The organism is Lacimicrobium alkaliphilum (genome assembly GCF_002591895.1).
GTDB classification, from domain to species: domain Bacteria; phylum Pseudomonadota; class Gammaproteobacteria; order Enterobacterales; family Alteromonadaceae; genus Lacimicrobium; species Lacimicrobium alkaliphilum.
In genome coordinates, this window is record NZ_NISX01000026.1 from 20,766 (window position 1) to 42,645 (window position 21,880).

The following is a 21,880-nucleotide window of genomic DNA, read 5'->3' on the forward strand; positions in this document are numbered from 1 at the left end:
TATTTCCCCTTCCCTGGTCACAGCAATGCTTTTATCCGCGGTGAGCCTGAATGGTCTGGCTCTGGAGGATGCGGCACAGCAGGCAAAAAAAACCGAAGTCTGGGAGCCGGAGCCCGCCGTTATTTCTGCACCACCGGATGCGCCACCCTCTGATGCCATTGTGCTGTTTGATGGCGGTGACCTTAACCATTGGCAGAGTGTTAAGGGTGGTGAGGCTAAATGGGCTGTCAGTGATGGTGAGATGACCGTTGTATCTGGATCAGGAGATATTCGTACTAAGGCAGATTTTTGTGATGTGCAGTTGCATCTGGAATGGAAAACGCCTGAGCCAGAAGCTGAGATGCAGGGTCAGCAGCGCAATAATAGCGGGGTGTTTTTGCAGCAACGCTATGAAATTCAGATCCTCGACTCCTATGACAATCGCACTTATAGCAATGGTCAGGCCGGCGCTTTATACAAACAACAAGCGCCTTTGGTAAACGCGACACGCCCTCCTGAGCAGTGGCAAAGTTACGACATTCTATTCAAAGCGCCGCGCTTTGATGGCGATAAACCGGAGAAACCCGGTTATATCACGGTGCTGCACAATGGCGTGGTAGTGCAACATAATACTGAGATTCAGGGCGTTACAGTCTGGGTTGGTGAACCGGCTTATAAGGCTCATGGCTGTGCGCCACTGCAATTGCAGGATCATGGAAACCAGGTGAGTTTTCGAAATATCTGGGTAAGAGAGCTATGAAAAATTACAAAGCAGCCAGCATGGACCGCCGCAGTCTGTTAAAAGGCCTCGGTTTAGTATTAGGTGCGCATGCTGCAAACACATTAGTTAGCGGCAATGGCTTGTCGGTGGCAATGGCGTTCCAGCAGACACCTGAAGGTAACCGGCAGTTGCAGCTGTTAACCGCTTCACAGTTACAAACTCTGGCGGTGATTGGTGATCTCAGCATACCAAAAACCGACACCCCGGGTGCACTGGCCACAGACTGCCACTGGTTTGTAGACAACCAGCTGCACCATTGTTTTGAACCACAGGAGCAGGAAACGGTTGTGGCCATTCTGGACAAAATTCAGGCGGCCTCAGTCGCGCGCTTCGGTAACGGCTTCAGTCAGACTGAGCCGGCCCGACAGTTGAGCCTGCTGAATGCCCTGGAACAAACACAGCAAGAGTTTAGCCTGACAGACACTCAGGCATTCAAACTGGTTAAGTCGTTGTTGGTATTTGGTTATTTTACCTCTGAGGTAGGAATGACCAAAGTGCTGGCCTATGACCCTGTTCCCGGCGGTTTCAAAGGGTCTGTACCATATGCTTCGGTGGGCAAAGCCTACAGTGGTGGTTTTCCGTTCTGAAGGAAAGGTTGATGCAAGATAAAAAAATTGTGCAAAACACGGATGAAGAATTTGATGTACTGGTGGTAGGCTCCGGTATTACCGGAGGCTGGGCAGCCAAGGAGTTTTGTGAGGCGGGCCTTAAGGTACTGATGATTGAACGGGGCAGGCTGGTCGAACATCGTAAGGACTATCCCACAGAAGGGAAAGGCCCCTGGGAATACCCGTACCGCACCCGAACCGATAATCTGCTCACAGAGCAACAGCAATCTGTGCAGCAGCAATGTTATGCATTTAACGATACAACCCGGCATTTTTTTGGTAACGATCGTGATCTGCCCTACACCACTGAAAAAGGTACAGAGTTCAGTTGGATCCGCGCCAATCAGCTGGGCGGAAAATCATTATTATGGGCAAGACAGAGTTATCGTTTCAGCGATTTTGATTTTAGTGCGAATGCCAGAGATGGTCACGGCATCGACTGGCCTATTCGTTACAAGGATCTGGCCCCCTGGTATGATTATGTAGAACGCTTCGCCGGTATTGCTGCCGGTCAGGATAAATTGCCCCAGTTGCCCGACAGTATCAGCCAGCCAGCCTTTGAGCTGACCAAACCGGAACTGGATTTTAAGGCGTCTCTGGCCGAAACCTTTCCTGATCGCCCTCTGGTGGCCGGTCGGTGTGCGCATTTAACCCAACCCGGTAAAATTCATATGGAGCTGGGGCGGGTAACCTGTCAGGCCCGCAATGAGTGTTATCGCGGCTGTTCCTTTGGCGCATATTTTTCTACCCAGAGTGCCACATTACCGGCGGCGGCCCGCACCGGTAATCTGCATATTGCCCCCAATAGTGTGGTGCATAGCCTGGTGTATGATGATGCGAAGCAGCGCGTAACTGCAGTGCGGGTCATCGATAATGACGATCTCAGCGAACGGGAATACCGTGGCAAACTGGTATTTCTGTGCGCCTCTACCTTAGGTTCTACGCAGGTATTGCTGAACTCAGTGAGTAAGACCTTTCCTGACGGTCTGGCCAATTCATCCGGTGTACTGGGGCGCTACCTGATGGATCACAACTACAACGCCTGGGCTTCAGCGCGCATCCCCGGCTATGAGGATGAATATTATAAGGGCCGTCGCCCTACCGGCTTTTATATTCCCAACAGTCATTTTGAGCCCTCCCGATATCATAAGGATTATATTCGTGGCTATGCACTTGCCGGTGGCGCCACACGAGGTAACTGGCAGGGTATGAGTAGCTCGGACGGTTTCGGTGAAGACTTTAAGCAACGTCTTACCCAGGCGGGCCCCTGGCAAGTCTGGATGGGTGCCCAGGGTGAAATGCTGCCCCGGGCCGACAACCAGGTAAGCCTGCATCCGACTAAGAAAGATAAATGGGGTATTCCGCAACTGCATTTTAACTGCAAATGGTCCGACAATGAGCTGACGATGATGCAGTATGCCGCAGAGGATGCTGCCAATCTGCTTAAAACAGCTGGCTTTGAGGATATTAACGCCCAGGCGACGCAGTCGCCTCCGGGGCTGGCTATCCATGAAGTGGGTACGGCAAGAATGGGAGTGGATCCTAAACAATCCATTCTGAATAAATACAATCAATCTCATGATGTAGCTAATCTTTTTGTCACTGACGGCGCCAGTTTCTGCTCGTCTGGGGTGGTTAATCCGTCATTAACCTTTATGGCACTGACGGCAAGAGCCGCACACTATGCGATAGAAGAACTTAAAGCCGGGCGTTTGTAAGTGCGGCAAACAATAAGGAAAGATAACGATGAAACGATTAAATATATTGCTCCTGACGCTGGTCTTGCTTCCATGGTTTGCGCATAGCGCCACCGATAAGACGATGCCAGGCATCAGTGTGCAGCTCTGGTCGGTTAAAGACAGTGTTGAACGTGATCTCGACACAACTCTGGAGCAACTTGCTGCGATGGGATTCGATGGAGTTGAGTTTGCCGGTAGCTTTGGCCCCTATAAGGACAACCCGGCAGCACTCAAAGCCCGTTTAAACGAACTTGGGTTGGAATGCAGCGGTGCGCATATCGGCTTTGATGCGCTGAATGAGACAAATCGCTATCGCACTCTGGCATTTTATCAGGCTCTGGATTGTCCGACACTGATTGTGCCCTGGGATGAACGGGCCTTTTCTGCCGACACTGTCAAACAGACAGTGGCTGACCTCAACCAGTTCTTGCCGTTGGTAACCGCCTATGGACTGGATTTTGGCTACCATAACCATGCGCAGGAGTTTTCATCCGGTGGCCATGGCAGCAAAACCCTGTGGGACTATATCGCCACACATACTCCGGACAACCTGGTGCTACAGCAGGATGTGGGCTGGAGCTATTTTGCCGGTCATGATCCGGCCGCCTATGTACGGGCCTATCCTGGTCGTACACTGACTACCCACTACAAGGCTAAGCTGCGTGAAGGTGACAAAGGCAAGGTGTTGATCGGAGAAGACAATATTGACTGGCAGGCCTTGCTGAGCGCCAATATTGAGGTGGGTGGTACCCACTGGCTGGTAGTGGAACAGGAAGAATACCCTGACAACCTGACGCCGATGCAGGCGGTAGAGAAATCCAAACAGGGGCTGGAAAGAGAAATACAACTCTGGCAGCAGAGCCGCTAGCCAGGGCTGGCAGCACGGTGCTTAGGAAAAGGTTAAAACCGGCTAAATGCTAAGGGTTATCTGGCCCTGCAGATAGTCGGCACATTGCCCTGTCAGCTCAACACGTTGACCTTTTAGCTGACAGGCAACGGTGCCGGATCGCGCCGATAGTTGCCTGGCTGTCAGCGCTGTTTTAGCGAGTTTTTCCGACCAGTAGGGTGCGGTCTCACAGTGCGCCGAGCCGGTAACCGGATCCTCATTAACCCGTAGTCTGGGAAAGAAACAGCGACTGACAAAATCCACGTCTTTGCCGGGCGCAGTGACCACGACGCCACGCCCGTCGAGCTGCATCCAGTGAGAAAAGTCAGGTTTGAGGTCACGAACCTGACGTTCATCCCTGAGCACCACGATATAATCAAACGCCATCAATACTTCCTCAGGCTGAACCCCCAGGCCCCTGAACAATCCTTGTGGCGGATTGACGACCGGTTGGGGTAGCGATGCCGGGAAGTCCATGACCAGCCCATTTTCGCACTGGCGCACTATCAGTTCGCCGCTGCGGCTGGTAAACACAATCTCATCACTAGCGTGACCTAAATGGGTAAATAAAACGTGCGCAGCGGCCAGGGTCGCATGACCGCAGAGGTCCACTTCCTCAACAGGGGTAAACCAGCGCAATCGGTACTTGCCATCCTCTGCTACAAAAAACGCCGTTTCAGACAGATTATTTTCCTCGGCGATCTGTTGCAGCAGGCTATCGTCAAGCCACTCAGTCAGGGGGCAAACTGCCGCTGGATTGCCAGAAAAGGGTTGCTCTGCAAAGGCATCGATCTGGTAAAGCGGTAATTTCATAAAGGCTCCTGAGTGAAATGAAAATCCGGTCGTTATTGCTTGCGTTTCGGATGGCGCTGACTCATCTGGGTGTCTTCACCCGCGCGGCGCAGCGCCAGCCTGGTAAAAACAGGGCCAACTAATTCAAAGAATACCGTGGCGCCAATAGCGACAGCCAATATATCCTCGGCTAATTGTGGAAACTGTTGGCTTGCCAGTAATGCCATGCCAATTGCCACACCTGCCTGAGGTAATAATGCCGGGCCAAGCCAGCGACTGACCACCGGATCGGCACCGCTGAGCCTGCCACCAATAATCGCCCCCGCAATTTTACCGACAATTCGCAATAGTATGTAGCCAATCACCATAGCGCCCGCATTGAACAGTGCCGGTATATGCAGAGCGGCGCCGGCGAGAATAAAAAACAGGATTTTAAAAGGCCAGTCTATATATTCAATTTCGTGGAATGGTCGTTTGTGATGCCCGGCCAGTGCGTAGACCACTGACCCCATGACCATAGAGGCCAGTAAAAAAGACACGCCAAACCACTCTGCCAGGCCACCGCACAAAAATACGAAACCGAGCGCCTCGACCATCGTGGGTTGTCCGGGCCGGATTCGCCCGGTGAGATAAGCCATGGGCGCCCCAAGCAGAGTGCCTAACAACATGGCACCACCCACATCCTGCACCCCCAGCCATAAACCGTGCAGACCATTGCCGTCGCCACCGAGCACCAGGGCCCAGGCCAGTAAAATGCTGAATATGATCATTCCCCACGCATCGTCTATGGCGACAACGCCGGTAAGAACCGAGGTAAAGGGGCCTTTGGCGCGGGCTTCTTCAATCACATCGGTGGTGGCCGCCGGCGCGGTAGCCGACGCGATGGCCGCCAACAATAATGCCATGATCAGCGGTACATCAAACAACCAGAGACCAGCCAGTACAACGACTACCGTAATCACTACATTGTAAATGGAGACCTTGAGAATGGTGTCGCCAAGCCTGCCGGTTAACAGACGAACCAATTTCTCTCCGAGTAAAAAGCCAATCATCAACAGCGCGATATTGGCTATTACCGGAAACCAGGTCTGCTGAATATCGGGCAGTACGTCGATTCCTGAAGGGCCAATGACAAAGCCAAAAGCCAGCAGCAATGTCACTCGTGGTAGTGGCGTATGCCTGCCGATTCCTTCTACCGCAAGGCCAGCCAACAGCAATCCACCGACGGTAATTAACAAACTACTGATAGGCATTTTTCGTCTCGTAAGAGAAACAGCGTTTAACCGGTTACAGAACCGGCCTGTAAGATGATGTTAATCCACATCGCCACCACGGCAACAAAAGACAGCAGAAAGGCCACAAACCTGTGCACTGGATTGTTGTAAGTGATATGGATCAGGCTGTGAATAATTCTGAAACCAACGAACAGCCAGGCAAATATCAGCAACCATTCACTTACTATATTCAGCGCCATTGCACTGGCACCTGCGGCATAAAACAGCACCGGCACTTCAAACAGGTTATCGAAGTTTCTGCCAAATTTGGCAATATGATCCGGCACAGTGTAATTAGCCATGACTTTAAAATATCTGGGATCGAGTTCGCCGGCCGAGGCACTGCTGATTCGCCTGTAACCGGTTAACAGACCCACAATGACGGTCAGCACAACCAGTGCAAACATGGGGTAGAGTAAGTCCATGGTATTTCCTCGTGTCGACTGAATTTAACCTGACGGGTGTGTGCAGACTAAGCGATCTGCGTTGCATCAGCCAGTATGTCTGACCATACGGCAAACTCGTTGCCACTGGGATCGGTAAAATGAAAGCGCCGGCCACCGGGAAAGGCAAAAATGGCTTTTTTAATCTTGCCGCCACACTCCTGGACTTTGCGTTGCATGGCCTCCAGGTCGTGGCTGTACAGCACGATCAGAGCGCTGCCTGTATCGGTGTCTGCTGCCAGTTCCGAGCGGTAAAAACCACCATCTATGCCAGCTTCACTGAAGGCTGTGTAATCGGGACCATAATCAACAAATTCCCAGCCAAAGGCGTCACTAAAAAAACGTTTAGTCTGCTCGAGCTGACTGGCAGGGAACTCTACATAATTAATTTTTCCGGTAGCTTTCATTTTTTTATTCCTTCAAATAGTTACAACAGCATAGCACTCATCTTAACTTACGGCAGACACCTGCTGCTACAGGCGAAACATGCCAGCTGCTCGCCGGCGATTAAGGACATGTGTGCTATGTGGTTGAGTAAATGCCAGTTTGTATTACAGTGGTAAACGGGCTTACCTGAAGGATGAATCGTTCGATGGTTAAAAAAATCGGTAAGGTCTGAATCTGAAAACAACACTCAGTCGTTTGGTTATAGCCACAGCCCCCCTGATAAAGGATGTTTATGGAACATGAAGAGTTATTTCCCTTGTTGTGTGCTATCGCTGATGGCAAAAGAGATGAGTTTGCAGAACTGTATGCTAAAACCAGTGCGCAGATCTATGCAGTCGCCCTGAAAATGCTTAAACATAAAGAGTTGGCTGAAGAAGCAACCCAGGATGCATTTATCAAGGTCTGGCATGGCGCTTCCAGTTACCAGCGCAGCAAAGGTACAGTGCTGACCTGGATGGTCAGTATTGTCAGATATCGGGCCCTCGACATTATGCGCTATCACAACATTCGCAACGAAGTTACGCTGGAACCCGAGAAAGATGGCCCCACCACCACGATCCCCGTTCCCTCAGCAGAACGTAAACGACTAGCCGAGTGTATTGAGGAACTGGATGACCAGCAACGCCAGGCCATTCACCTGGCCTATTATGGTGGGTTATCTCATCATGAAGTCGTGCAGCATCTGGGGTCCCCACTGGGAACCATTAAGAGCTGGATTCGCAGGGGGCTGCAAAGTCTGCAAAGGTGCCTGTCATTATGAACTATCACACAGAATCATTACGTAACGCGCTGGCCGCAGAATATGTACTGGGTACCCTGCGCGGCGGAGCGCGAAGACGCTACCAACAGCTGATCATGACAAATCAGTCTATTGCCGAAACCACCTGGTTGTGGGAGCAATACCTGAACGGAATGGGCGGCGACATTACACCGGTTGCGCCCGGTGAAAATGTATGGGAAAGCATTCAGGAAAAGTTGGGCTTTGTTAATAAAAATGCGTCCGTAAGCGAATTTAAGGCCCCCAGCAAACATCAATCCCGATTCTGGCGCGGTCCGGCATTGCTGGCTTTCGCCGCCTCATTGCTGATTGCTGTGGTCTGGACCAGTTTAAGTCCGTCGCTGGCACCGCCGGTAACGCATATCGCAGTGGTCAATGATCAAAAGACCAATCCGTTATGGTTAATTGAGATCTCTGACCAACAATTGCGGGTCAGGGCGACGGATCAGCTCGTTGCTCTTGCTGATAAAGACTTTGAACTGTGGATTGTGCCTGCAAACGGTAATTCACCAATCTCATTGGGGGTACTGCCTAAAAATGGAGAGCTGAGTGTTCCGGCGCCTGATAGTCTGAAGTCCGTACCCATCAATGTTCTGGCGGTCAGTCTGGAGCCACTGGGTGGCTCACCCACCGGGCAGCCAACAGAGGTGTTGTACACGTCAAATCTGATAAACGTGTAAAAAAAGTAATTCTTTTGCATCCAACCCTCTGAGTTGTGCGTTTGGTTTTAACGAACTCACAATAAAGAGGGATTTACTATGCAGCATTACACTAAGTTTGCCGTCGCGCTGATTGCCGGCGTGGTGGCATTTTCAACACAGGCTTCGAGTCACAGAGAAGCCCCCGGAGTGACTCAGACTCCGACCATAGACTCTACAGACTTTTATGCGTTTAACAGCTATGAATCTGGCAGAGAGGATTACGTCACGCTGATCGCAAACTATATTCCTTTGCAGGATGCGTATGGCGGCCCAAACTATTTTAAGATGCACCCCAGAGCCCACTATGCAATACATATCGACAACGACGGTGACGCCGTTGAAGATTTGTCTTTTGTGTTTGATTTTGACGCCAAACTGGGCGCTGATGGCAATGGTATTGCTTTGTCGATTGGCCCGGAAGGTGAACAGAAATCGGTAAAAGTACCCCTTAAAAATGTTGGCCCGGTAAGCCTCGACTCCAGTGCGGCAGCCAACTTTTTTGAAAGCTATACCGTGGAACTCGTGCAGGGCAGCCAGGGAAATGGCAATCGCACAACCTTGTCAGCCAACGGCTCAACGTCGTTAGGTAAGCCGCTGGATTTTATTGGCACCAAAACCTTTGGCAGTGTCGCAGGCTATGAGCAGTATGCGAATCAGTTTGTTTACACAACGGATCTGCCAGGCTGCAGTATGCCGGCAAAAATCTTTGTCGGCCAACGTAAAGACCCATTTGTGGTTAACCTGGGTAAAACCTTTGATCTGGTCAACTATGTGCCGGTTGAAGGCGACAGTGCGCCGGGTGCTAATGACGGAAATGGCTTTCCGGGTGGTGTGACACAAACCAGTGACAACGATGACCTGGTGGATAAAAATGTCACCAGTATTGCCGTTGAAGTACCCAAATCCTGTGTGACAGGAAGCGGCAATGGCGTAATTGGCGCCTGGACTACCGCCAGTTTACCCCAGGCCACGGTGCTAAACCCCAATGCTACCTTTGACAAGCCCGCCGTTGCTGGTGGCGCAATGACTCAGGTTTCACGGCTAGGAAGCCCGCTGGTCAATGAACTGGTGATTGGTATTGGTGACAAAGACAAATTCTCATCTTTGCACCCCAGTGAAGATGGTCAGTTTGCCGATTATGTGACCCACCCTTCACTACCGGAATTGCTCAACATACTCTTTCTGGAGGCGGTCAATGGAACCCTGGGAACCTCATTCCCAACCCTGGCACCAACCCATTTTCCACGCAACGATTTGGTGACTGCATTTCTGACCGGTTTTCCCGGCGTTAATCAGCTGGCAACCGTGACGCCCTCAGAGATGTTACGCCTCAATACGGCTATTCCGGCGGTTCCCACTAATGAGCAGTCGGCCTTTGGTGTTGCCGGAGACGATCTGGCCGGATTCCCCAATGGCCGTCGACCAGGTGATGATGTGGTAGATATTGCGCTGCGTGTGGTGATGGGAGCTTTATGTTATCCCATTCCTATCGACGGCGAACCCACCAACCTTGGCTTGTGTGAAGAGTCCGATGCCAATGTAGGCAATGTGCCATTCACCGATGGCGCTCCGATTGATGCATCGATGATGGGTAATCAGTTTCCTTATCTGGCCACTCCTCTGGCTGGTTCAAACTAAAGGAGATAATGATGTTAAGAACCATACTTCTTGGCGCAATGGCGCTGATGCTCAGTGGTTGCTTTAACGGCGATGATTCAAAATCTTCACCGATGGAGAAAAATCAGGCGCCGGTAGCAGCAGATTCACAGTTGATCACACAAACAGAGGTGCCTGTCAGCGACAGCCTGCAGGCCTCCGATGAGGACAATGATCCGCTCTCGTTTGCTCTGGAGCAGGAAGCCAATAATGGCATGGTAACCATTTCACAAAACGGTGATTTTACGTATACACCCGACAATGAGTTTACCGGCCAGGACAGCTTTACCTTCTCGGTGACCGATAATCAGAACCCGGCAGTGGTGGGTGAAGTGTCGGTCTCGGTAGAGGCGCTGCAGGTGTTGTTTTCAAACCTCAGTCGCGAAGCGTTTGCGCAAGCCGGTGATGACATGCCACTGCGTTTAAACGGTCGCGTTGTGACCAACGATGTTACCAGTGAGCAGGCCTACGACGACCTGCTGATCGACTAAATCACGCTATCGCCAGGGATGGCGTTTTTAATAAGGTCAGAGAATGAAAATGAACAAACCCTCATGGTTATCAAATATGACTCATGGTGTATTCTGGTCAGCCATTGCGCTGTGTATCAGTGCCTGGTCACCGGTGGCGATCAGCCATGAAAATCACCAGCACGAAAAACCCCATAGTGAGAAAGCGCCAGACCAGTACAGTGAATCAGGCCTTGAGCAGTTACTGGATAAGGTTATGGCCTTGCAGTATCTGACGTCCTCGGAGACTGACATCAGCGGATTGCGTAAAGCGGTCGAAGAATATACGCCTGAAACCGATAAAGACGCAGTCCGCAGACAGTACGGACTCGCCAGAGTCCAGCAGCATCAGCATGATTTTAAGGCAGCCAGTCAAACCCTTGAAGATGCTTTAAATCAGGCTCCCCGGGATGCCGGGCTACTGTTGCTCAAGGCTTCCGTACTGAATAATCTGGGCCGGTATAGCGCGGCAACAGAGGCCTGCAAAAAATTGTTAGGTCTGACGAATGCCGCTGTTGTGACGGCATGTGTGGTGGATACCCGGGCGCAACAGGATCCGGAAGGCATCCAGACATACTATGGTGATTTACTACAGATGGTCGAGCGCACTCAGGGGCAAAACTCAACCCATCAGATTTGGATTTCACAGATACTGGCTGAACTGGCATTGTCGATGGGCCAGCCTGTAAAAGCTCAACAGCATATTCAGAACCTGACGCTGTCTGCAGCACCATTGAGTGCCATTGCATTATGGGCAGACATTCAGTTTGCACAAGACAATGATCAGCAGGTACTGAACAGCCTGGTTACCTTGACTGAAGACCATGTGTTTATCGATGATGCACTGTTGCTGCGACTGGCAATGGCAGAGAAGTTCACAGATTCAGGCAGCCAGTGGTTAAAGGCGATGCAACAGCGTATCGCTCAGCGAACAGCGGCACATAATTACGCCCATGCTGCAGAGCTGGCAAAATTCTATTTGTATGTAGAACCCAACCCGGAAAAAGCCAACTACTGGGCAGAGGTCAATTACAGGCATGCGAAGTCGCAAATGGATGCTGATCTGCTCGCGGCGGCGAAGACACTCGCGGCCGACAAGTAAAGGTGTCTGTAGCTGAAGCCGGGAGAATCAAACGGGAGGCAAGGCTGTATTTTGATATCAGGCAGAACATGTAAATTCTGGCCGGTGTCAGGATGGTTGCCAGGGCCTCAGCCAATGCTCCCCCTTTAGTTCAGCAGGCAACGAACTGGGTTGTCGGTTACTTAACGATCAGGTAGGTGCCGGCACCCACTATGATACTGCCAGCGGTGATTTTGGCTGCCCTTTGTGCCCTTAACCTGAATGTCAGAATTTTTTGCGCCGCGAAAGCATAACCGAGCTTTACCCCACCTACAGATACAACTGTGATGGCCATAATTGCCATGAGTTCGTAGGTTCCGATAGCGGTCAAATCAACGAATGTGGGAAACAGGCTGGCATAGAACAATATGGCTTTAATATCGCCAAGCGTGATAAGCAGGCCGGACAGAAAGCTGGTCGACAGAGATGATGCAAAGTTGTGTTTTGTGGTTGCCTGAGTTGAGTGGGCTGTTCTGAGCAGACTGATACCAAACCAGATTAGATATCCCCCGGCCAGATACCGAAATAACACAAACAGACTTCCCATCGCGTCGGCCAGAGCTGTGAGCCCCAAAATGGCAAGCAGAACAAAAATCAGATCACCAAGCACGATGCCACAGCTGGTGGCAACACCGTGTTTAAAGCCGGCGGTAGCGCTACGCACAACAACCAGTGCCACACTGGTGCTGGGGAGCGCCGCCAGGGCGATCATCAGGGTAAACAGGATAAGTATATCCGCAATGTTCATCGTTTCGGCCCGGTGTTCAGTGATCCCAATGTGTTTATTACTCAGATCATGCCAGTGTAGTTGGGGTGAGCAGCGATTTTTCCGATCCATGCCTTGATAGCCGGATACTGACTCAGATTAAAGCCTCCTTCATCAGCCACATGGGTGTAGCCGTACAAACTGATATCGGCCGTGGTCAACCTGTTGCCGGTTAAATAGGGGGTTGTGGTCAGTTGTTGTTCCATCACCGCCAGTGCTTTATGCCCGCCGGCCTGTTTAGACTTATATTCCTGCTTACGCTCTTCAGGCAGGCCGAGGTATCTGGCGATAAAACGTGCCACGGCAATATAAGGCTCGTGGCTGTATTGCTCGAAGAATTGCCATTGCTGAACCTTTGCCAGTTCGAAAGGATCCCCGGGCAGCAGATCACTGCCAGCAGCCAGATAATTGAGTATGGCATTGGACTCCGACAAACAGCGGCCATCCTCCAGCTCCAGCAGCGGAATCTTGCCGTTTGGGTTTTTCCTCAAAAAATCACTGTTTGTGGTATCGCCTGCCAATATATCCACATGGATCCACTGGTGCTCAATGCCCACCAATGCACACAGCAGTTTGATTTTGTAGCAGTTGCCGGAGCGGATATCGCCATATATTTTCATTGGTTTTCCTTTAACAGAACGGGTCTTGCTGTCATATACACACAGCCTTCCAGTGGCGGCATTTCGCCAGGGTAAGCCGCGAACTCAAAACCCGCTTTGCGATAACACTGAATCGCCGGAAGGTTATCTTCCAGCACAAACAACGAACACTGGGCCAGCTCCAGATCACTGCAGCCGATTTCTCCTAACTGTTGTACCAGTACGCGACCCAGGCCCTGCCCGCGCTGCAAGGGGGAAACAGCCAGGCGGCCCAGATGGCAACGACCCTCGCGCAGGTAATACTGACCAAAACCAATAAGCTCGCCATGTTCACCAATTAACGAATAGGAGGGTAGGGTATTCCAACGGATATCTTCGACAAAAGATGTAGCTGTAAAAGGAAAGCGAAACATCGGGCCGCCCCAGTTTAAGCAGGTTTTGCGGTCGGGGAACCAGCTCATCAGTGTGGTCAGATGATGGGATGTGGCCTTGGTGAGGTGCATCCTTTAACTCCCTTCAGGTTAATAACAGAGGGTAAAGCGGTGGTGTTGTGGTGGCCTAAATCTGTTCAGGCTCCGCCAAAAAACTTAATTCCACGCCATTACCGGCAGGATCGGTTAAAAACAGCTGAGTTTGTTGTAACGCTTCTACTTTTGCCTGACGATATTTGACATTATTCGCTTCCAGCCATGCTTTAGTAGCGTTAAGCCCTGTTGCTCTGAAAGCGAAATGATCCAGGCAGGAATTTTCACAAGGCTGCTTTTCTGCGTTTTCTATCAGATGCACAACAGGCTTATCCGCCGCATACAGCCAGTATCCCGGACGACTGAAATCCGGACGGTTGCCAACTTTCAGCCCGAGAATGCTGACATAGAAATGTAAAACCTTATCCAGAAGCGCTTCAGGCGCTGCAATATTTATATGATCAATATGTTTGATATTCATTGCTATGTATCGTCCAGTTGTTTGCTCATAAATACGCTATTGGGATCTTCCGAATAGTCGGCAAAAGGTGCACAGGGCATAAAACCGAATGCTGAGTATAATTGTCTCGCCGGTTCAAAAAATGCCATTGAGCCGGTCTCCAGGCTGAGTCGTTTATAGCCCCGGCCTGCAGCCTCCCGCATCAGATGGCTGAGCATGGTAGAGGCGATGCCCTGACGCAGATAATCCAGTCGTATTTCCAAGATGATTTCCTGCTCTGATTTTTGTTAAAGCACCGGTGATAATAATTTCAGGTTACGGCGCTGTGCCTGCTAAGGGCTTTTGCTGGCGTAGCTAAATCCCGGCCTCGACCATCTGCTTTATCTTTGTTGCTTTCTCGAAATGATTCAGTTCGTGGGTTTTTATCCACCAGGTTGCTGCTTCCATAAGAAGCTCCGGATCATCATTCTTATTGGCAAAAAAGGCATAAAATGACAACCCGACAGACTCGCCTTTTACACCGATCTTTCTGGCGCAGACTTCTGAAATTTTCTTCCTTAACTCAGATCGCATGTGAATCCATGATAATAAATAACCCGATCATTACATCAGAATCCCAACCAGAGCGCACCTGTTAAACAGGCTTATTGCGGCTTATTTGCGGTCTCTTGCTGTCTTTGCCAATCACCCCCGCAGCTGCCAGTCCTAACAGGCGGCGGAAGGTGGGGCATTGCATATGACTCGGTGCTGAGCACACCGCCGCATGGCGCAGGCCATCACGCATGGCGGTCAGTTTGCGGATAGAAGCATCGAGTTCGTCTGCCTTGTCTGACAACATTTGCCGGTCAATCTCCGGCTCTCCCTTGCCCCCTGACATCTGCTTAATCTCATCCAGTGAGAACCCCGCAGAGCGCCCTAGTGAGATAAGGGCCAGTTGTTCCAGCACACTGGCGCTAAACTGCCGGCGTATACCCTGCCTGCCCAGAGAACGGATTAATCCTTTTTCTTCATAAAACCGCAGTGTGGAGGCGGGAACACCGGAACGCTTCGCGACTTCAGAAATATCCATATCGGGCCTGGCGGTTAGCCTGATTTACTAGGCTGCTGCCCGTATTTTCCCTCGATTATTTGGTCATTTACGGTTTATGCCCGTACAAATCATTCATTAGGGAATGCAATGTCTGTGATATCTGCCACAAAAAACGGGAAATACTGGTCGGTTTCAAAATGGTTGCCCGCCTCCACATGAGTTGGCAGGTGAAAACCACCAAATTCCCGAAACTCTGACAGGTATCCACCGAAAGGTTGCAGCCGATGAACTTTATCTGCATTTGCGTTGCTCCAGCGCATAAAGCGGACTTTGGTCGGTTGGCCGTTATTCGCTACGGTGACATCAACTGATTGCGATAACCCCTGATACATCACTGTTAGTCGGGCACAATCCTTGTCTACCAGTTCCCAGCTAATACCCGGGCCGGGCAGTACGGATGCCGGAGACCAGAACACGGCCTCGGCAACATAGCGACCAAAGGCCGAACGGGTATGGTCAGTATCGCCACCCAGGCGGGCGACCGGTATCAGCCCCATCAGCCAGAAGCGGGTCCAGCTGTTGCTGTCTGAGCCGGAAAGTGTCATCCATCCTCTCCGGGCCTGCATTTTCCAGACAAAACCCTCGGGCACCGTGAATACCTGAGTCGCTGTCATATTCAGGTAATCAGGTTTGGCTTTGCTTCCCATGCCAAACTTACCTGACATGCTGACCCTGGTAACCCGGTAAAGTGGCGTGTCTGGCTCGATGGTGTACAAAAAGAAGCGCCGGGCAGGTTCTGGTAAATCAGCAACCAACTGAGGTTTAAAGCGTGCTGGCCGAGTGGGTTGCGCGGCGATAAGCCGCTGAAAGGCGTTGTAATCAGCGCGATGGTCCGTCAGCCGCCAGATAAACATGGCCAACAATATGATCAGCAGAACCGCAATCGTCAGCATGTACGCTTCCCGGTGACTAGTCGATGTAATGTGTTTATAGCTTGTCTGTTAATAGTAATGCACTGCGTGTTGCCAGTAAAAGGGGGTGCCCGGCTCCGGGTTAAGTGGAAAGTCTGGTAACGTTTTATGGCCTCAGCATATTGCGTAAATGTTGGATAAGATATTCCGGGGAGGCTTTTGTTAAAGACACAGAATCACATTCCTGAAAATGACAGAACGCTTTGATAGCTTCTGCCAAAGCCGCAACAACGGCCTCCTCGTCAAATCTATGGGGTTGCAGATGCAGCGACTTAATCTCTAACTCATTGCGCTTTCGATGAGCTTTACAATCCATTCGCCCGATAAACGCACCCCGATAAAGCAGCGGCAGACAAAAGTAACCGTACCGGCGTTTTGAAGCGGGCAGATAACATTCTATCTGGTAGTCATATGCAAAAAGCGCCCTGAGCCTGTCCCGTTGTATCACGCTGTTATCAAAGGGTGACAGAATCAGCAGGCGGTTGTTCAGCCGGGGTAGAGGTTGCTCCAGCGCATCTTGTTCCACTACAAATACTTCGCCGCTGTTTAACCGCACCTGTTGCAGTGTACTCTGCGCCAGCCTTTCGTTGACCAGTATTTTCATTGCGTTGCGAAGTTCTGCACTGCGGCGTTGGTAGGTCAGCCCCTTGAGTGACACCACGCCATGACAGCGCAACTGTTGGTCCAGAAGGTGGGCTGCAAATTCCTCCATGGAGGGCGCGGTTGTATTGACCTGAGATGGAAGGACCCGTTCGGTAACATCATAGGTTTTCTGGAAGCCTTCACGGCCGCTCACCATCAGGTCGCCTTGCATATACAGTTGTTCGAGTGCCTTTTTGGCGGGTTTCCAGTCCCACCAGCCCGCACGTTTTTTGGTGTTGCTATCTATATCACGGGATCGAACCGGGCCTTCTGAGCGGATACGGGCCAGCAGTTGCTGCATAAGCTTTTTATCCGGGTTTTTAAACCAATGGGTCTGGCCGCTTTTGATCGCCTGCTTATAAGGCAACGAGAAGCGAAAATCCGCCATGGGTAAAAAGGCTGCTGCGTGTGACCAATACTCAAAAATATCTTTCGCTGCCAACATTTCATCGACCATGGCTGGCCTGAATCCGGGAACCCGGGAATGAAACACATGATGGTGCGCCCGCTCTACAACAGAGATGGTATCGATCTGCACATAGCCGATATGGTTGATCGCGTTACGTGCTCCGGGCAACCCACGCCCGTATGGGCGGGCCTGCAACAACCCCTGTGCGGATAAAGCCAGTCGACGTAATCGGGCAAGTTGTTGTGGATGTTTAATTTCTACCATCGTCATCGCATTACAAAAAATCAGCGGCCTGACTGGCCAGTAGCCAACAGGTTCGTTTACTACCAGAAGTCAGCTGCTGGCGGCTGTTTTTCCGGTGTATCGTGGCAGGCATTGTACGATAACAATCCCAGCTTTTAGTCTGCGGCAGCAAAGTGTTCCATCTGATCTGCATAGGCTTTTGCGAAGGCCGGGCGGGCCGTAGCACGAGCAATATAATTACGGCAGGCGGAATAGTCTTTGAGTCCATCAAACCGGTCTACCAGGCGCAGTACATCGGCCATCAGTATATCGGCCACAGAGAAGGAGTCATTGGCCAGCCATGCGCGCTCTGCCAACACCTGTTCCATATGTTGTAGCCGGGTGTTGAGAAAGTTATCCAGATGCTGCCGCCCTGGGGTTTGTGTTGTGTCATCAGAGAATTTAAAAATTGACCAGGGCAGGCTGGCAGCCTCCACGGAGTTGAGTGCTGCAAACAGCCACTTGATGACTTCGCTTCTGGCGTGTGGTTCAGAGGGCATCAGAATATCGCTCTTTTCTGCCACGTGAAGCACCATGGCGCCGCTTTCAAAAATTGTGATATCACCCTCGGTCAGCCACGGCACCTGCCCGAATGGCTGGCTGGAAAAATGTGCGGCATCCCGTTCACGGAACGACACACTCTCGACACAATAAGGCAAGCCGGCTTCTTCAAGTGCCCAGCGCACTCTCAGGTCACGTACGTAACCACGGGGTATCTCGGGCACCCAGTCGAAGGTGGTGAGGACTATTTCAGGCATCTGTTATCTCCCTTTTATACAGCGAAGAACCCGCCGCTCCGGGGCCGGCGAATTGCTGGCCACAAAGATAAGACTGTCTATTTAAATCTGGATTTTGCCGACTCCAGCGAACGGCCAAGTGAGTCCCAGGCACTATCGATACCTGCTTTCATGTCTTGCCAGGCATCGTCGCTGGCCGCTTTAAGTTCTTCCAGTTTCCGGCTGGACTCTTGCTGCTTTTCACGCAATGTTTCAATCTGTTGGTAATACTCCAGTTGCGCATCAGCCTCGGCTTGATCAGCTTTTGCCCTGAGCTTGTCAATTTCTGAATTCCACTCGTCCAGCTGTGCCTGTAACTTCTTCTGGTAAGCTTCTTTTTCGCTCATCGTTGCTCTCCTTTTTTGGGTTAGAGGTGTCATGATACAGATTGCCGGCTGCGCTTTGTAGGGTAGTTATAGCCGCCACCATCGATGAAGTAAAACGCACTATTAGTTTGACTTTCATCAGATTGTTGAATAACTTATTCATTATAGATTGATTTTAAAGGAATAAATCTTTGAGATCGCTTCAATACGTTTTTTTTATCATTCTTGCTGCAGGTGGCTTTGGTGCGGTAGCTGCTCCTAATGATACCGAGGCTTATTACCTGTGTGCTCACAAAATAACCGACAATACCAGCTGGACCTTTGGCACGGCACCGGCATACTGCGATATAGAGCCTTTTGGTGATCCCGCTTTTGTAAGCACTTATCTTGCGGACGTTGTATTCGATACCTCACTGCCTGTCAGTGAAGAGCGTGCCCGCTATATGAATGAGTTAAATGCGACGATTCGTGATGCCGCTGAGTATTACTTATCGGTCCGTAAGCCCGATGCATCTGCCGGTGAAGTTGATGCCTGGATTGAGGCCATAAAGGCTGTGGCTACGCAGGAAACCTTCTGGAGCCATTATCGCGACTCAGTCATCGATGGAAGAATGAAGATGATGCGGGGTGACTCCGGTCATGGTCACGGCATGATGCAAATTGATGACCGCTGGCATTTCGCCAGAATCAACGAGGGCAAAGGCTGGCAGATTTTCGAGAATATGCTCTATGCGCTGGAAATATTTTATGCGGAGTGGCAAAACGCGGAGCAGGCCAGTTGTATTACTGACCCACAAAACTGGCAACACAGAACCCGTGCGGCCTATGCCGCCTATAACGGCGGACCAAGCCAGATTTGTCGCTGGAAAGAGAACCCGGCCTGGCAGGACGAGGGTTTTCTGGGTAAATATGAAGCCAGATCCTGGCTGAATTATATTGCAGACAATAACAAAGCGGCGCCTGTGGATGTGCCTTGTATGATGGAAGGTACCGAATTTTGTGTGCCGGAATATGTCCCACCGCCTTACTCTCTGGCAAACCCCGAATACCCCTGGCAGTACAATTATCTGCAACTCAATACAGGCGAGATCTGTTTGTTAGAAAACGACACCTTTCATTGTGTTGCACAGCAACAGGATGCGGCTTGTCTGAACGCCAGGTTTGATCGGGTTTCTGTTGCCGGGGCCATCGAACTGGATGAGGAACAAAGCACCGCCTATGCCAAAACCGTGTATGAAAAGCATGCCTGTATGCAGTATCTGGAAAACAGCTTTGCGGTGGGCCAGAGCATCAGTGCAGAGAAAGCCATTAATATCCGCCAGAGTGCAGCCGGAACCGATACCGGTGAAGGTGCGGTAGTGGGCAAGGTCTATCAGATTCTGGATATTGTGGCGGGCACACCGGCTGATCAATCCCGCTACTATCGGATTCAGTATAGCGGCGACAATGAAGGCTATATTTTTGCCGGTGGTCTGTGGGATTTCAGCGAGTGGGCGTCGTTAGCAGAACATCAGGAGCTAGCCGATGAAGATCGTCTGATTGCTATGCAAGGTGATGAGATATACGTGACAAAATCTGATGGTATTGCACTAAAAGACGTGGCCGGTGAGCAAGGGGATGAAATTGCCAGGGTTACCAAAGATACGGCCCTTGACGTGATGGGTACGGTGGTACTGGGTGACAATAACGATATTTACTATGAAGTTAATCTGAATTCCCAGAATGGTTATATCTATGGCGGTAGTCTGTTACCCACATCCACTTTGTCTGACTGGACGTCATTCAGCCCGGATGACAGTGACACGCCAACACCTCCGGCCCCACCACCCTCAAGTCCTGATGACTCTGGTGGTGGTTCAGTCAGTTACTGGATACTGGCGCTGTTGCTGATAAGAAGGCTGAAGTCATGATCAAAAAATTGCTATTTATTGCAGCCGTTTGCGCCATCGCACTTTATCTGTGTCAAATCTGGTCATCACAGGACGCTGGCGAACCCAGAGCGCCTGCCGTTCACGCAACGCCAGAAAAGCCTGGGCAACAGCCCGCGGAGGGTGCCGCTTTAGAAGATAAACAGCCTGCCCCTGAGAAAAAACCGCAGGCAAACGCCCTGCCTGCTGAGTTTTATCAGCAGCGAGAAGCGCTTATCAGTGCGCTGAATCAGGCCAGCGCGTGCCGGGAGACCGGCGAGTGCGCATCGTCTGAGGACGACCCCAGGGCCGCCATGTTCGAACAGGAAAGGCGCCTGGTTGATGCACTGGAATCATTGCAGGACTTATATGCCAGCCATCAGTTTGAGGATCAGCAGCTGGCCATTATCACAAGTGAGTATCTGACCAGTCCCTTAGGCAGGGTACAGTTTCAGGCCTTAGCCATGATGCAACAGCAATCCCCCCACACTGAAAATGCACAGATTTTGCTGGACGCGCTGGATGACAGTTATGACGCTAAGGTGATGGAATCGGCCTTAACCGAGTTACAGCGTTATCCTGAGTTAAACCAGAGTATTGATGAGCTGCTGATAAAAAACCTCAGAACGGGCAGCTTTTATGCCTCAAGAACTATCGCACAGGGCATTCAGCCGTTTCTGAACAAAAGCAATCTGGCTGCCTATGAAGCCGTACTGAAAGAGCTGCCCGCGCAGACAGCCAAGGCCAGGCTGTTAAGTGCATCCATTAACGCCTTCAAGAAGTCGAACAGTATCGACTAACTGTAGCTGGCGACAACCGTCCTTTATCCATTTCCAATTTCCAGTTAAGCAAGCCGTATGCAAACAAAAAATGTGTTTAAATCCCTGTTCAGTTTCTGGTCTTCGCGCAGTTTACCAGAGCGCTTTTACCTCGTTCTGGTGACTGTTCTGCTGGTTTGTTTACTGAATTATGCAGCGCTGTTCGGGCCTGATGTGCCTGATTATGGAAAATCAGAACGCCAGACGGTGGCCACCGAGTTCCGTGCAGCCTGGATTGCTTCTGTGGCTAATATTAACTGGCCCAGTGAGCCGGGGCTCTCTTCTCAGGAGCAAAAACAAGAGGCAATCACGCTGATAATCTCAGCCCGATAATCCCCAACACCACCAACAGTAAGCTGAGCATTTTGACCACGCTGACCGACTCCTGAAACAGTACGATACCGGCAATGGCAGCGCCCACTGTGCCAATGCCCACCCAAACAGCATAAGCCGTTCCCAGAGGCAGAGAGCGCATGGCCAGGCTAAGCAGATAAAAACTGCCCATCATGGCCAGCAGTGTAATAAAAGAGGCAATGGGTTTGGTAAAACCGTCGGTATATTTGAGCCCGACCGCCCAAACCACTTCCAGTAAACCCGCGAAAAACAGAATCAGCCAGTTCATATCGACTCCTCGCATGCCAGGGGCCGTCCCCTTAATACCAATTATTTGGTTCAATTGGTATAAGATACTCCGTGACTCAGAGCCGTCTCTGAAAC

General features: G+C 51.0%; 27 protein-coding genes and 1 pseudogene. 12 read left to right on the plus strand and 16 right to left on the minus strand.

The window, feature by feature from the left end; translation table 11 throughout:
* Positions 1-25: 25 nt before the first annotated feature.
* Genes CDA54_RS18315 through CDA54_RS18330 form a run of 4 tightly spaced genes read left to right on the plus strand, consistent with a single transcriptional unit; the run spans position 26 to position 3,975 of the window.
* The gene (locus CDA54_RS18315; RefSeq protein WP_229748212.1) at positions 26-739 is read left to right on the plus strand and encodes a 3-keto-disaccharide hydrolase; all 714 of its coding nucleotides are present in this window, start codon (positions 26-28) and stop codon (positions 737-739) included.
* Positions 736-1,347 carry a gluconate 2-dehydrogenase subunit 3 family protein gene (locus CDA54_RS18320; protein ID WP_099036499.1) on the plus strand — a complete coding sequence of 204 codons (612 nt, stop codon included), beginning with the start codon at positions 736-738 and terminating at the stop codon, positions 1,345-1,347. The genes CDA54_RS18315 and CDA54_RS18320 overlap by 4 nt, the downstream gene beginning before the upstream one ends.
* A gap of 11 nt (positions 1,348-1,358) precedes the next feature.
* Positions 1,359-3,086 (plus strand): GMC oxidoreductase, encoded by a 1,728-nt coding sequence (locus CDA54_RS18325; protein ID WP_099036500.1) that lies wholly within the window; start codon positions 1,359-1,361, stop codon positions 3,084-3,086.
* A 28-nt stretch (positions 3,087-3,114) separates the two neighbouring features.
* On the plus strand, positions 3,115-3,975 hold the full coding sequence (locus CDA54_RS18330; protein WP_229748210.1) for a sugar phosphate isomerase/epimerase family protein: 861 nt from the start codon (positions 3,115-3,117) through the stop codon (positions 3,973-3,975).
* Positions 3,976-4,017: 42 nt separating this feature from the next.
* On the opposite strand, the gene CDA54_RS18335 is transcribed toward CDA54_RS18330, so the two are convergent.
* The 4 genes from CDA54_RS18335 to CDA54_RS18350 are packed head-to-tail and all read right to left on the minus strand — an operon-like array spanning position 4,018 to position 6,909.
* Entirely contained in the window at positions 4,018-4,806 is a 789-nt protein-coding gene (locus CDA54_RS18335) for a PhzF family phenazine biosynthesis protein (RefSeq protein WP_099036501.1), read from the minus strand.
* Between the two features lie 32 nt (positions 4,807-4,838).
* Complete coding sequence (locus tag CDA54_RS18340; RefSeq protein WP_099036502.1) at positions 4,839-6,038, minus strand: cation:proton antiporter; 1,200 nt, start codon at positions 6,036-6,038, stop codon at positions 4,839-4,841.
* A 26-nt stretch (positions 6,039-6,064) separates the two neighbouring features.
* Positions 6,065-6,484, minus strand: coding sequence for an MAPEG family protein (locus CDA54_RS18345; protein WP_099036503.1), 420 nt, complete (start codon positions 6,482-6,484; stop codon positions 6,065-6,067).
* Positions 6,485-6,531: 47 nt separating this feature from the next.
* A complete protein-coding gene (locus CDA54_RS18350) occupies positions 6,532-6,909 on the minus strand; it encodes a VOC family protein (protein ID WP_099036504.1) in 378 nt (125 codons plus the stop codon).
* A gap of 272 nt (positions 6,910-7,181) precedes the next feature.
* Here CDA54_RS18350 and CDA54_RS18355 point away from each other — a divergent pair, with 272 nt between their 5' ends.
* The 5 genes from CDA54_RS18355 to CDA54_RS18375 all read left to right on the plus strand — a co-directional run bounded on the left by CDA54_RS18355 (position 7,182) and on the right by CDA54_RS18375 (position 11,695).
* Complete coding sequence (locus CDA54_RS18355) at positions 7,182-7,709, plus strand: RNA polymerase sigma factor (protein WP_099036505.1); 528 nt, start codon at positions 7,182-7,184, stop codon at positions 7,707-7,709.
* Positions 7,706-8,407, plus strand: coding sequence for an anti-sigma factor (locus tag CDA54_RS18360; RefSeq protein WP_099036506.1), 702 nt, complete (start codon positions 7,706-7,708; stop codon positions 8,405-8,407). Before CDA54_RS18355 ends, CDA54_RS18360 begins: the two co-directional genes overlap by 4 nt.
* Before the next feature lie 78 nt (positions 8,408-8,485).
* Complete coding sequence (locus CDA54_RS18365; protein WP_099036507.1) at positions 8,486-10,066, plus strand: DUF4331 domain-containing protein; 1,581 nt, start codon at positions 8,486-8,488, stop codon at positions 10,064-10,066.
* 11 nt (positions 10,067-10,077) lie between these two features.
* On the plus strand, positions 10,078-10,575 hold the full coding sequence (locus CDA54_RS18370; RefSeq protein ID WP_229748209.1) for an Ig-like domain-containing protein: 498 nt from the start codon (positions 10,078-10,080) through the stop codon (positions 10,573-10,575).
* A 43-nt stretch (positions 10,576-10,618) separates the two neighbouring features.
* Positions 10,619-11,695: a tetratricopeptide repeat protein gene (locus tag CDA54_RS18375; RefSeq protein ID WP_099036509.1), complete on the plus strand. Its 1,077-nt coding sequence runs from the start codon at positions 10,619-10,621 to the stop codon at positions 11,693-11,695.
* Between the two features lie 157 nt (positions 11,696-11,852).
* On the opposite strand, the gene CDA54_RS18380 is transcribed toward CDA54_RS18375, so the two are convergent.
* The 11 genes and pseudogenes from CDA54_RS18380 to CDA54_RS18430 form a co-directional block, all read right to left on the minus strand.
* On the minus strand, positions 11,853-12,461 hold the full coding sequence (locus CDA54_RS18380; RefSeq protein WP_099036510.1) for a LysE family translocator: 609 nt from the start codon (positions 12,459-12,461) through the stop codon (positions 11,853-11,855).
* A gap of 41 nt (positions 12,462-12,502) precedes the next feature.
* On the minus strand, positions 12,503-13,099 hold the full coding sequence (locus CDA54_RS18385; RefSeq protein WP_099036511.1) for a glutathione S-transferase family protein: 597 nt from the start codon (positions 13,097-13,099) through the stop codon (positions 12,503-12,505).
* Positions 13,096-13,581 carry a GNAT family N-acetyltransferase gene (locus tag CDA54_RS18390; RefSeq protein ID WP_099036512.1) on the minus strand — a complete coding sequence of 162 codons (486 nt, stop codon included), beginning with the start codon at positions 13,579-13,581 and terminating at the stop codon, positions 13,096-13,098. The genes CDA54_RS18385 and CDA54_RS18390 overlap by 4 nt, the downstream gene beginning before the upstream one ends.
* A 55-nt stretch (positions 13,582-13,636) precedes the next feature.
* Positions 13,637-14,023, minus strand: a complete 387-nt coding sequence (locus CDA54_RS18395) for a VOC family protein (protein WP_099036513.1) — start codon at positions 14,021-14,023, stop codon at positions 13,637-13,639.
* A gap of 2 nt (positions 14,024-14,025) precedes the next feature.
* Positions 14,026-14,247: pseudogene (locus tag CDA54_RS18400) on the minus strand (GNAT family N-acetyltransferase); the annotation flags it as partial.
* A gap of 109 nt (positions 14,248-14,356) precedes the next feature.
* Positions 14,357-14,575 (minus strand): DUF6500 family protein, encoded by a 219-nt coding sequence (locus CDA54_RS18405; RefSeq protein WP_099036515.1) that lies wholly within the window; start codon positions 14,573-14,575, stop codon positions 14,357-14,359.
* 61 nt (positions 14,576-14,636) lie between these two features.
* Positions 14,637-15,071 carry a helix-turn-helix domain-containing protein gene (locus CDA54_RS18410; protein ID WP_099036516.1) on the minus strand — a complete coding sequence of 145 codons (435 nt, stop codon included), beginning with the start codon at positions 15,069-15,071 and terminating at the stop codon, positions 14,637-14,639.
* Between the two features lie 89 nt (positions 15,072-15,160).
* A complete protein-coding gene (locus CDA54_RS18415; protein WP_099036517.1) occupies positions 15,161-15,985 on the minus strand; it encodes a DUF6544 family protein in 825 nt (274 codons plus the stop codon).
* 124 nt (positions 15,986-16,109) lie between these two features.
* Positions 16,110-17,318, minus strand: a complete 1,209-nt coding sequence (locus CDA54_RS18420) for a winged helix-turn-helix domain-containing protein (RefSeq protein ID WP_099036518.1) — start codon at positions 17,316-17,318, stop codon at positions 16,110-16,112.
* Positions 17,319-17,452: 134 nt separating this feature from the next.
* A complete protein-coding gene (locus CDA54_RS18425; RefSeq protein ID WP_099036519.1) occupies positions 17,453-18,094 on the minus strand; it encodes a glutathione S-transferase family protein in 642 nt (213 codons plus the stop codon).
* A 77-nt stretch (positions 18,095-18,171) separates the two neighbouring features.
* Entirely contained in the window at positions 18,172-18,459 is a 288-nt protein-coding gene (locus CDA54_RS18430) for a sll1863 family stress response protein (RefSeq protein WP_099036520.1), read from the minus strand.
* 170 nt (positions 18,460-18,629) lie between these two features.
* Here CDA54_RS18430 and CDA54_RS18435 point away from each other — a divergent pair, with 170 nt between their 5' ends.
* The 3 genes from CDA54_RS18435 to CDA54_RS18445 are packed head-to-tail and all read left to right on the plus strand — an operon-like array spanning position 18,630 to position 21,496.
* A complete protein-coding gene (locus CDA54_RS18435) occupies positions 18,630-20,348 on the plus strand; it encodes a lysozyme family protein (RefSeq protein WP_099036521.1) in 1,719 nt (572 codons plus the stop codon).
* Positions 20,345-21,145, plus strand: a complete 801-nt coding sequence (locus CDA54_RS18440) for a hypothetical protein (protein WP_099036522.1) — start codon at positions 20,345-20,347, stop codon at positions 21,143-21,145. Before CDA54_RS18435 ends, CDA54_RS18440 begins: the two co-directional genes overlap by 4 nt.
* Positions 21,146-21,202: 57 nt before the next feature.
* The gene (locus tag CDA54_RS18445) at positions 21,203-21,496 is read left to right on the plus strand and encodes a hypothetical protein (RefSeq protein WP_099036523.1); all 294 of its coding nucleotides are present in this window, start codon (positions 21,203-21,205) and stop codon (positions 21,494-21,496) included.
* Here the strand turns inward: CDA54_RS18445 and sugE are convergent.
* The gene (gene sugE / locus CDA54_RS18450) at positions 21,471-21,785 is read right to left on the minus strand and encodes a quaternary ammonium compound efflux SMR transporter SugE (RefSeq protein WP_099036524.1); all 315 of its coding nucleotides are present in this window, start codon (positions 21,783-21,785) and stop codon (positions 21,471-21,473) included. The genes CDA54_RS18445 and sugE overlap by 26 nt on opposite strands.
* Between the last annotated feature and the right edge of the window lie 95 nt (positions 21,786-21,880).

Bases quoted from the DNA above. Each gene is read 5' to 3' on its own strand.
- CDA54_RS18380 (WP_099036510.1), bottom strand. From the start codon at position 12,461: ATGAACATTGCGGATATACTTATCCTGTTTACCCTGATGATCGCCCTG.
- CDA54_RS18375 (WP_099036509.1), top strand. From the start codon at position 10,619: ATGAAAATGAACAAACCCTCATGGTTATCAAATATGACTCATGGTGTA.
- CDA54_RS18355 (WP_099036505.1), top strand. From the start codon at position 7,182: ATGGAACATGAAGAGTTATTTCCCTTGTTGTGTGCTATCGCTGATGGC.
- CDA54_RS18410 (WP_099036516.1), bottom strand. From the start codon at position 15,071: ATGGATATTTCTGAAGTCGCGAAGCGTTCCGGTGTTCCCGCCTCCACA.
- CDA54_RS18340 (WP_099036502.1), bottom strand. From the start codon at position 6,038: ATGCCTATCAGTAGTTTGTTAATTACCGTCGGTGGATTGCTGTTGGCT.
- CDA54_RS18330 (WP_229748210.1), top strand. From the start codon at position 3,115: ATGAAACGATTAAATATATTGCTCCTGACGCTGGTCTTGCTTCCATGG.
- CDA54_RS18415 (WP_099036517.1), bottom strand. From the start codon at position 15,985: ATGCTGACGATTGCGGTTCTGCTGATCATATTGTTGGCCATGTTTATC.
- CDA54_RS18405 (WP_099036515.1), bottom strand. From the start codon at position 14,575: ATGCGATCTGAGTTAAGGAAGAAAATTTCAGAAGTCTGCGCCAGAAAG.
- CDA54_RS18360 (WP_099036506.1), top strand. From the start codon at position 7,706: ATGAACTATCACACAGAATCATTACGTAACGCGCTGGCCGCAGAATAT.
- CDA54_RS18385 (WP_099036511.1), bottom strand. From the start codon at position 13,099: ATGAAAATATATGGCGATATCCGCTCCGGCAACTGCTACAAAATCAAA.
- CDA54_RS18320 (WP_099036499.1), top strand. From the start codon at position 736: ATGAAAAATTACAAAGCAGCCAGCATGGACCGCCGCAGTCTGTTAAAA.
- CDA54_RS18395 (WP_099036513.1), bottom strand. From the start codon at position 14,023: ATGAATATCAAACATATTGATCATATAAATATTGCAGCGCCTGAAGCG.
- CDA54_RS18345 (WP_099036503.1), bottom strand. From the start codon at position 6,484: ATGGACTTACTCTACCCCATGTTTGCACTGGTTGTGCTGACCGTCATT.
- CDA54_RS18425 (WP_099036519.1), bottom strand. From the start codon at position 18,094: ATGCCTGAAATAGTCCTCACCACCTTCGACTGGGTGCCCGAGATACCC.
- CDA54_RS18390 (WP_099036512.1), bottom strand. From the start codon at position 13,581: ATGCACCTCACCAAGGCCACATCCCATCATCTGACCACACTGATGAGC.
- sugE (WP_099036524.1), bottom strand. From the start codon at position 21,785: ATGAACTGGCTGATTCTGTTTTTCGCGGGTTTACTGGAAGTGGTTTGG.
- CDA54_RS18445 (WP_099036523.1), top strand. From the start codon at position 21,203: ATGCAAACAAAAAATGTGTTTAAATCCCTGTTCAGTTTCTGGTCTTCG.
- CDA54_RS18370 (WP_229748209.1), top strand. From the start codon at position 10,078: ATGTTAAGAACCATACTTCTTGGCGCAATGGCGCTGATGCTCAGTGGT.
- CDA54_RS18440 (WP_099036522.1), top strand. From the start codon at position 20,345: ATGATCAAAAAATTGCTATTTATTGCAGCCGTTTGCGCCATCGCACTT.
- CDA54_RS18315 (WP_229748212.1), top strand. From the start codon at position 26: ATGCTTTTATCCGCGGTGAGCCTGAATGGTCTGGCTCTGGAGGATGCG.
- CDA54_RS18350 (WP_099036504.1), bottom strand. From the start codon at position 6,909: ATGAAAGCTACCGGAAAAATTAATTATGTAGAGTTCCCTGCCAGTCAG.
- CDA54_RS18335 (WP_099036501.1), bottom strand. From the start codon at position 4,806: ATGAAATTACCGCTTTACCAGATCGATGCCTTTGCAGAGCAACCCTTT.
- CDA54_RS18325 (WP_099036500.1), top strand. From the start codon at position 1,359: ATGCAAGATAAAAAAATTGTGCAAAACACGGATGAAGAATTTGATGTA.
- CDA54_RS18365 (WP_099036507.1), top strand. From the start codon at position 8,486: ATGCAGCATTACACTAAGTTTGCCGTCGCGCTGATTGCCGGCGTGGTG.
- CDA54_RS18430 (WP_099036520.1), bottom strand. From the start codon at position 18,459: ATGAGCGAAAAAGAAGCTTACCAGAAGAAGTTACAGGCACAGCTGGAC.
- CDA54_RS18420 (WP_099036518.1), bottom strand. From the start codon at position 17,318: ATGGTAGAAATTAAACATCCACAACAACTTGCCCGATTACGTCGACTG.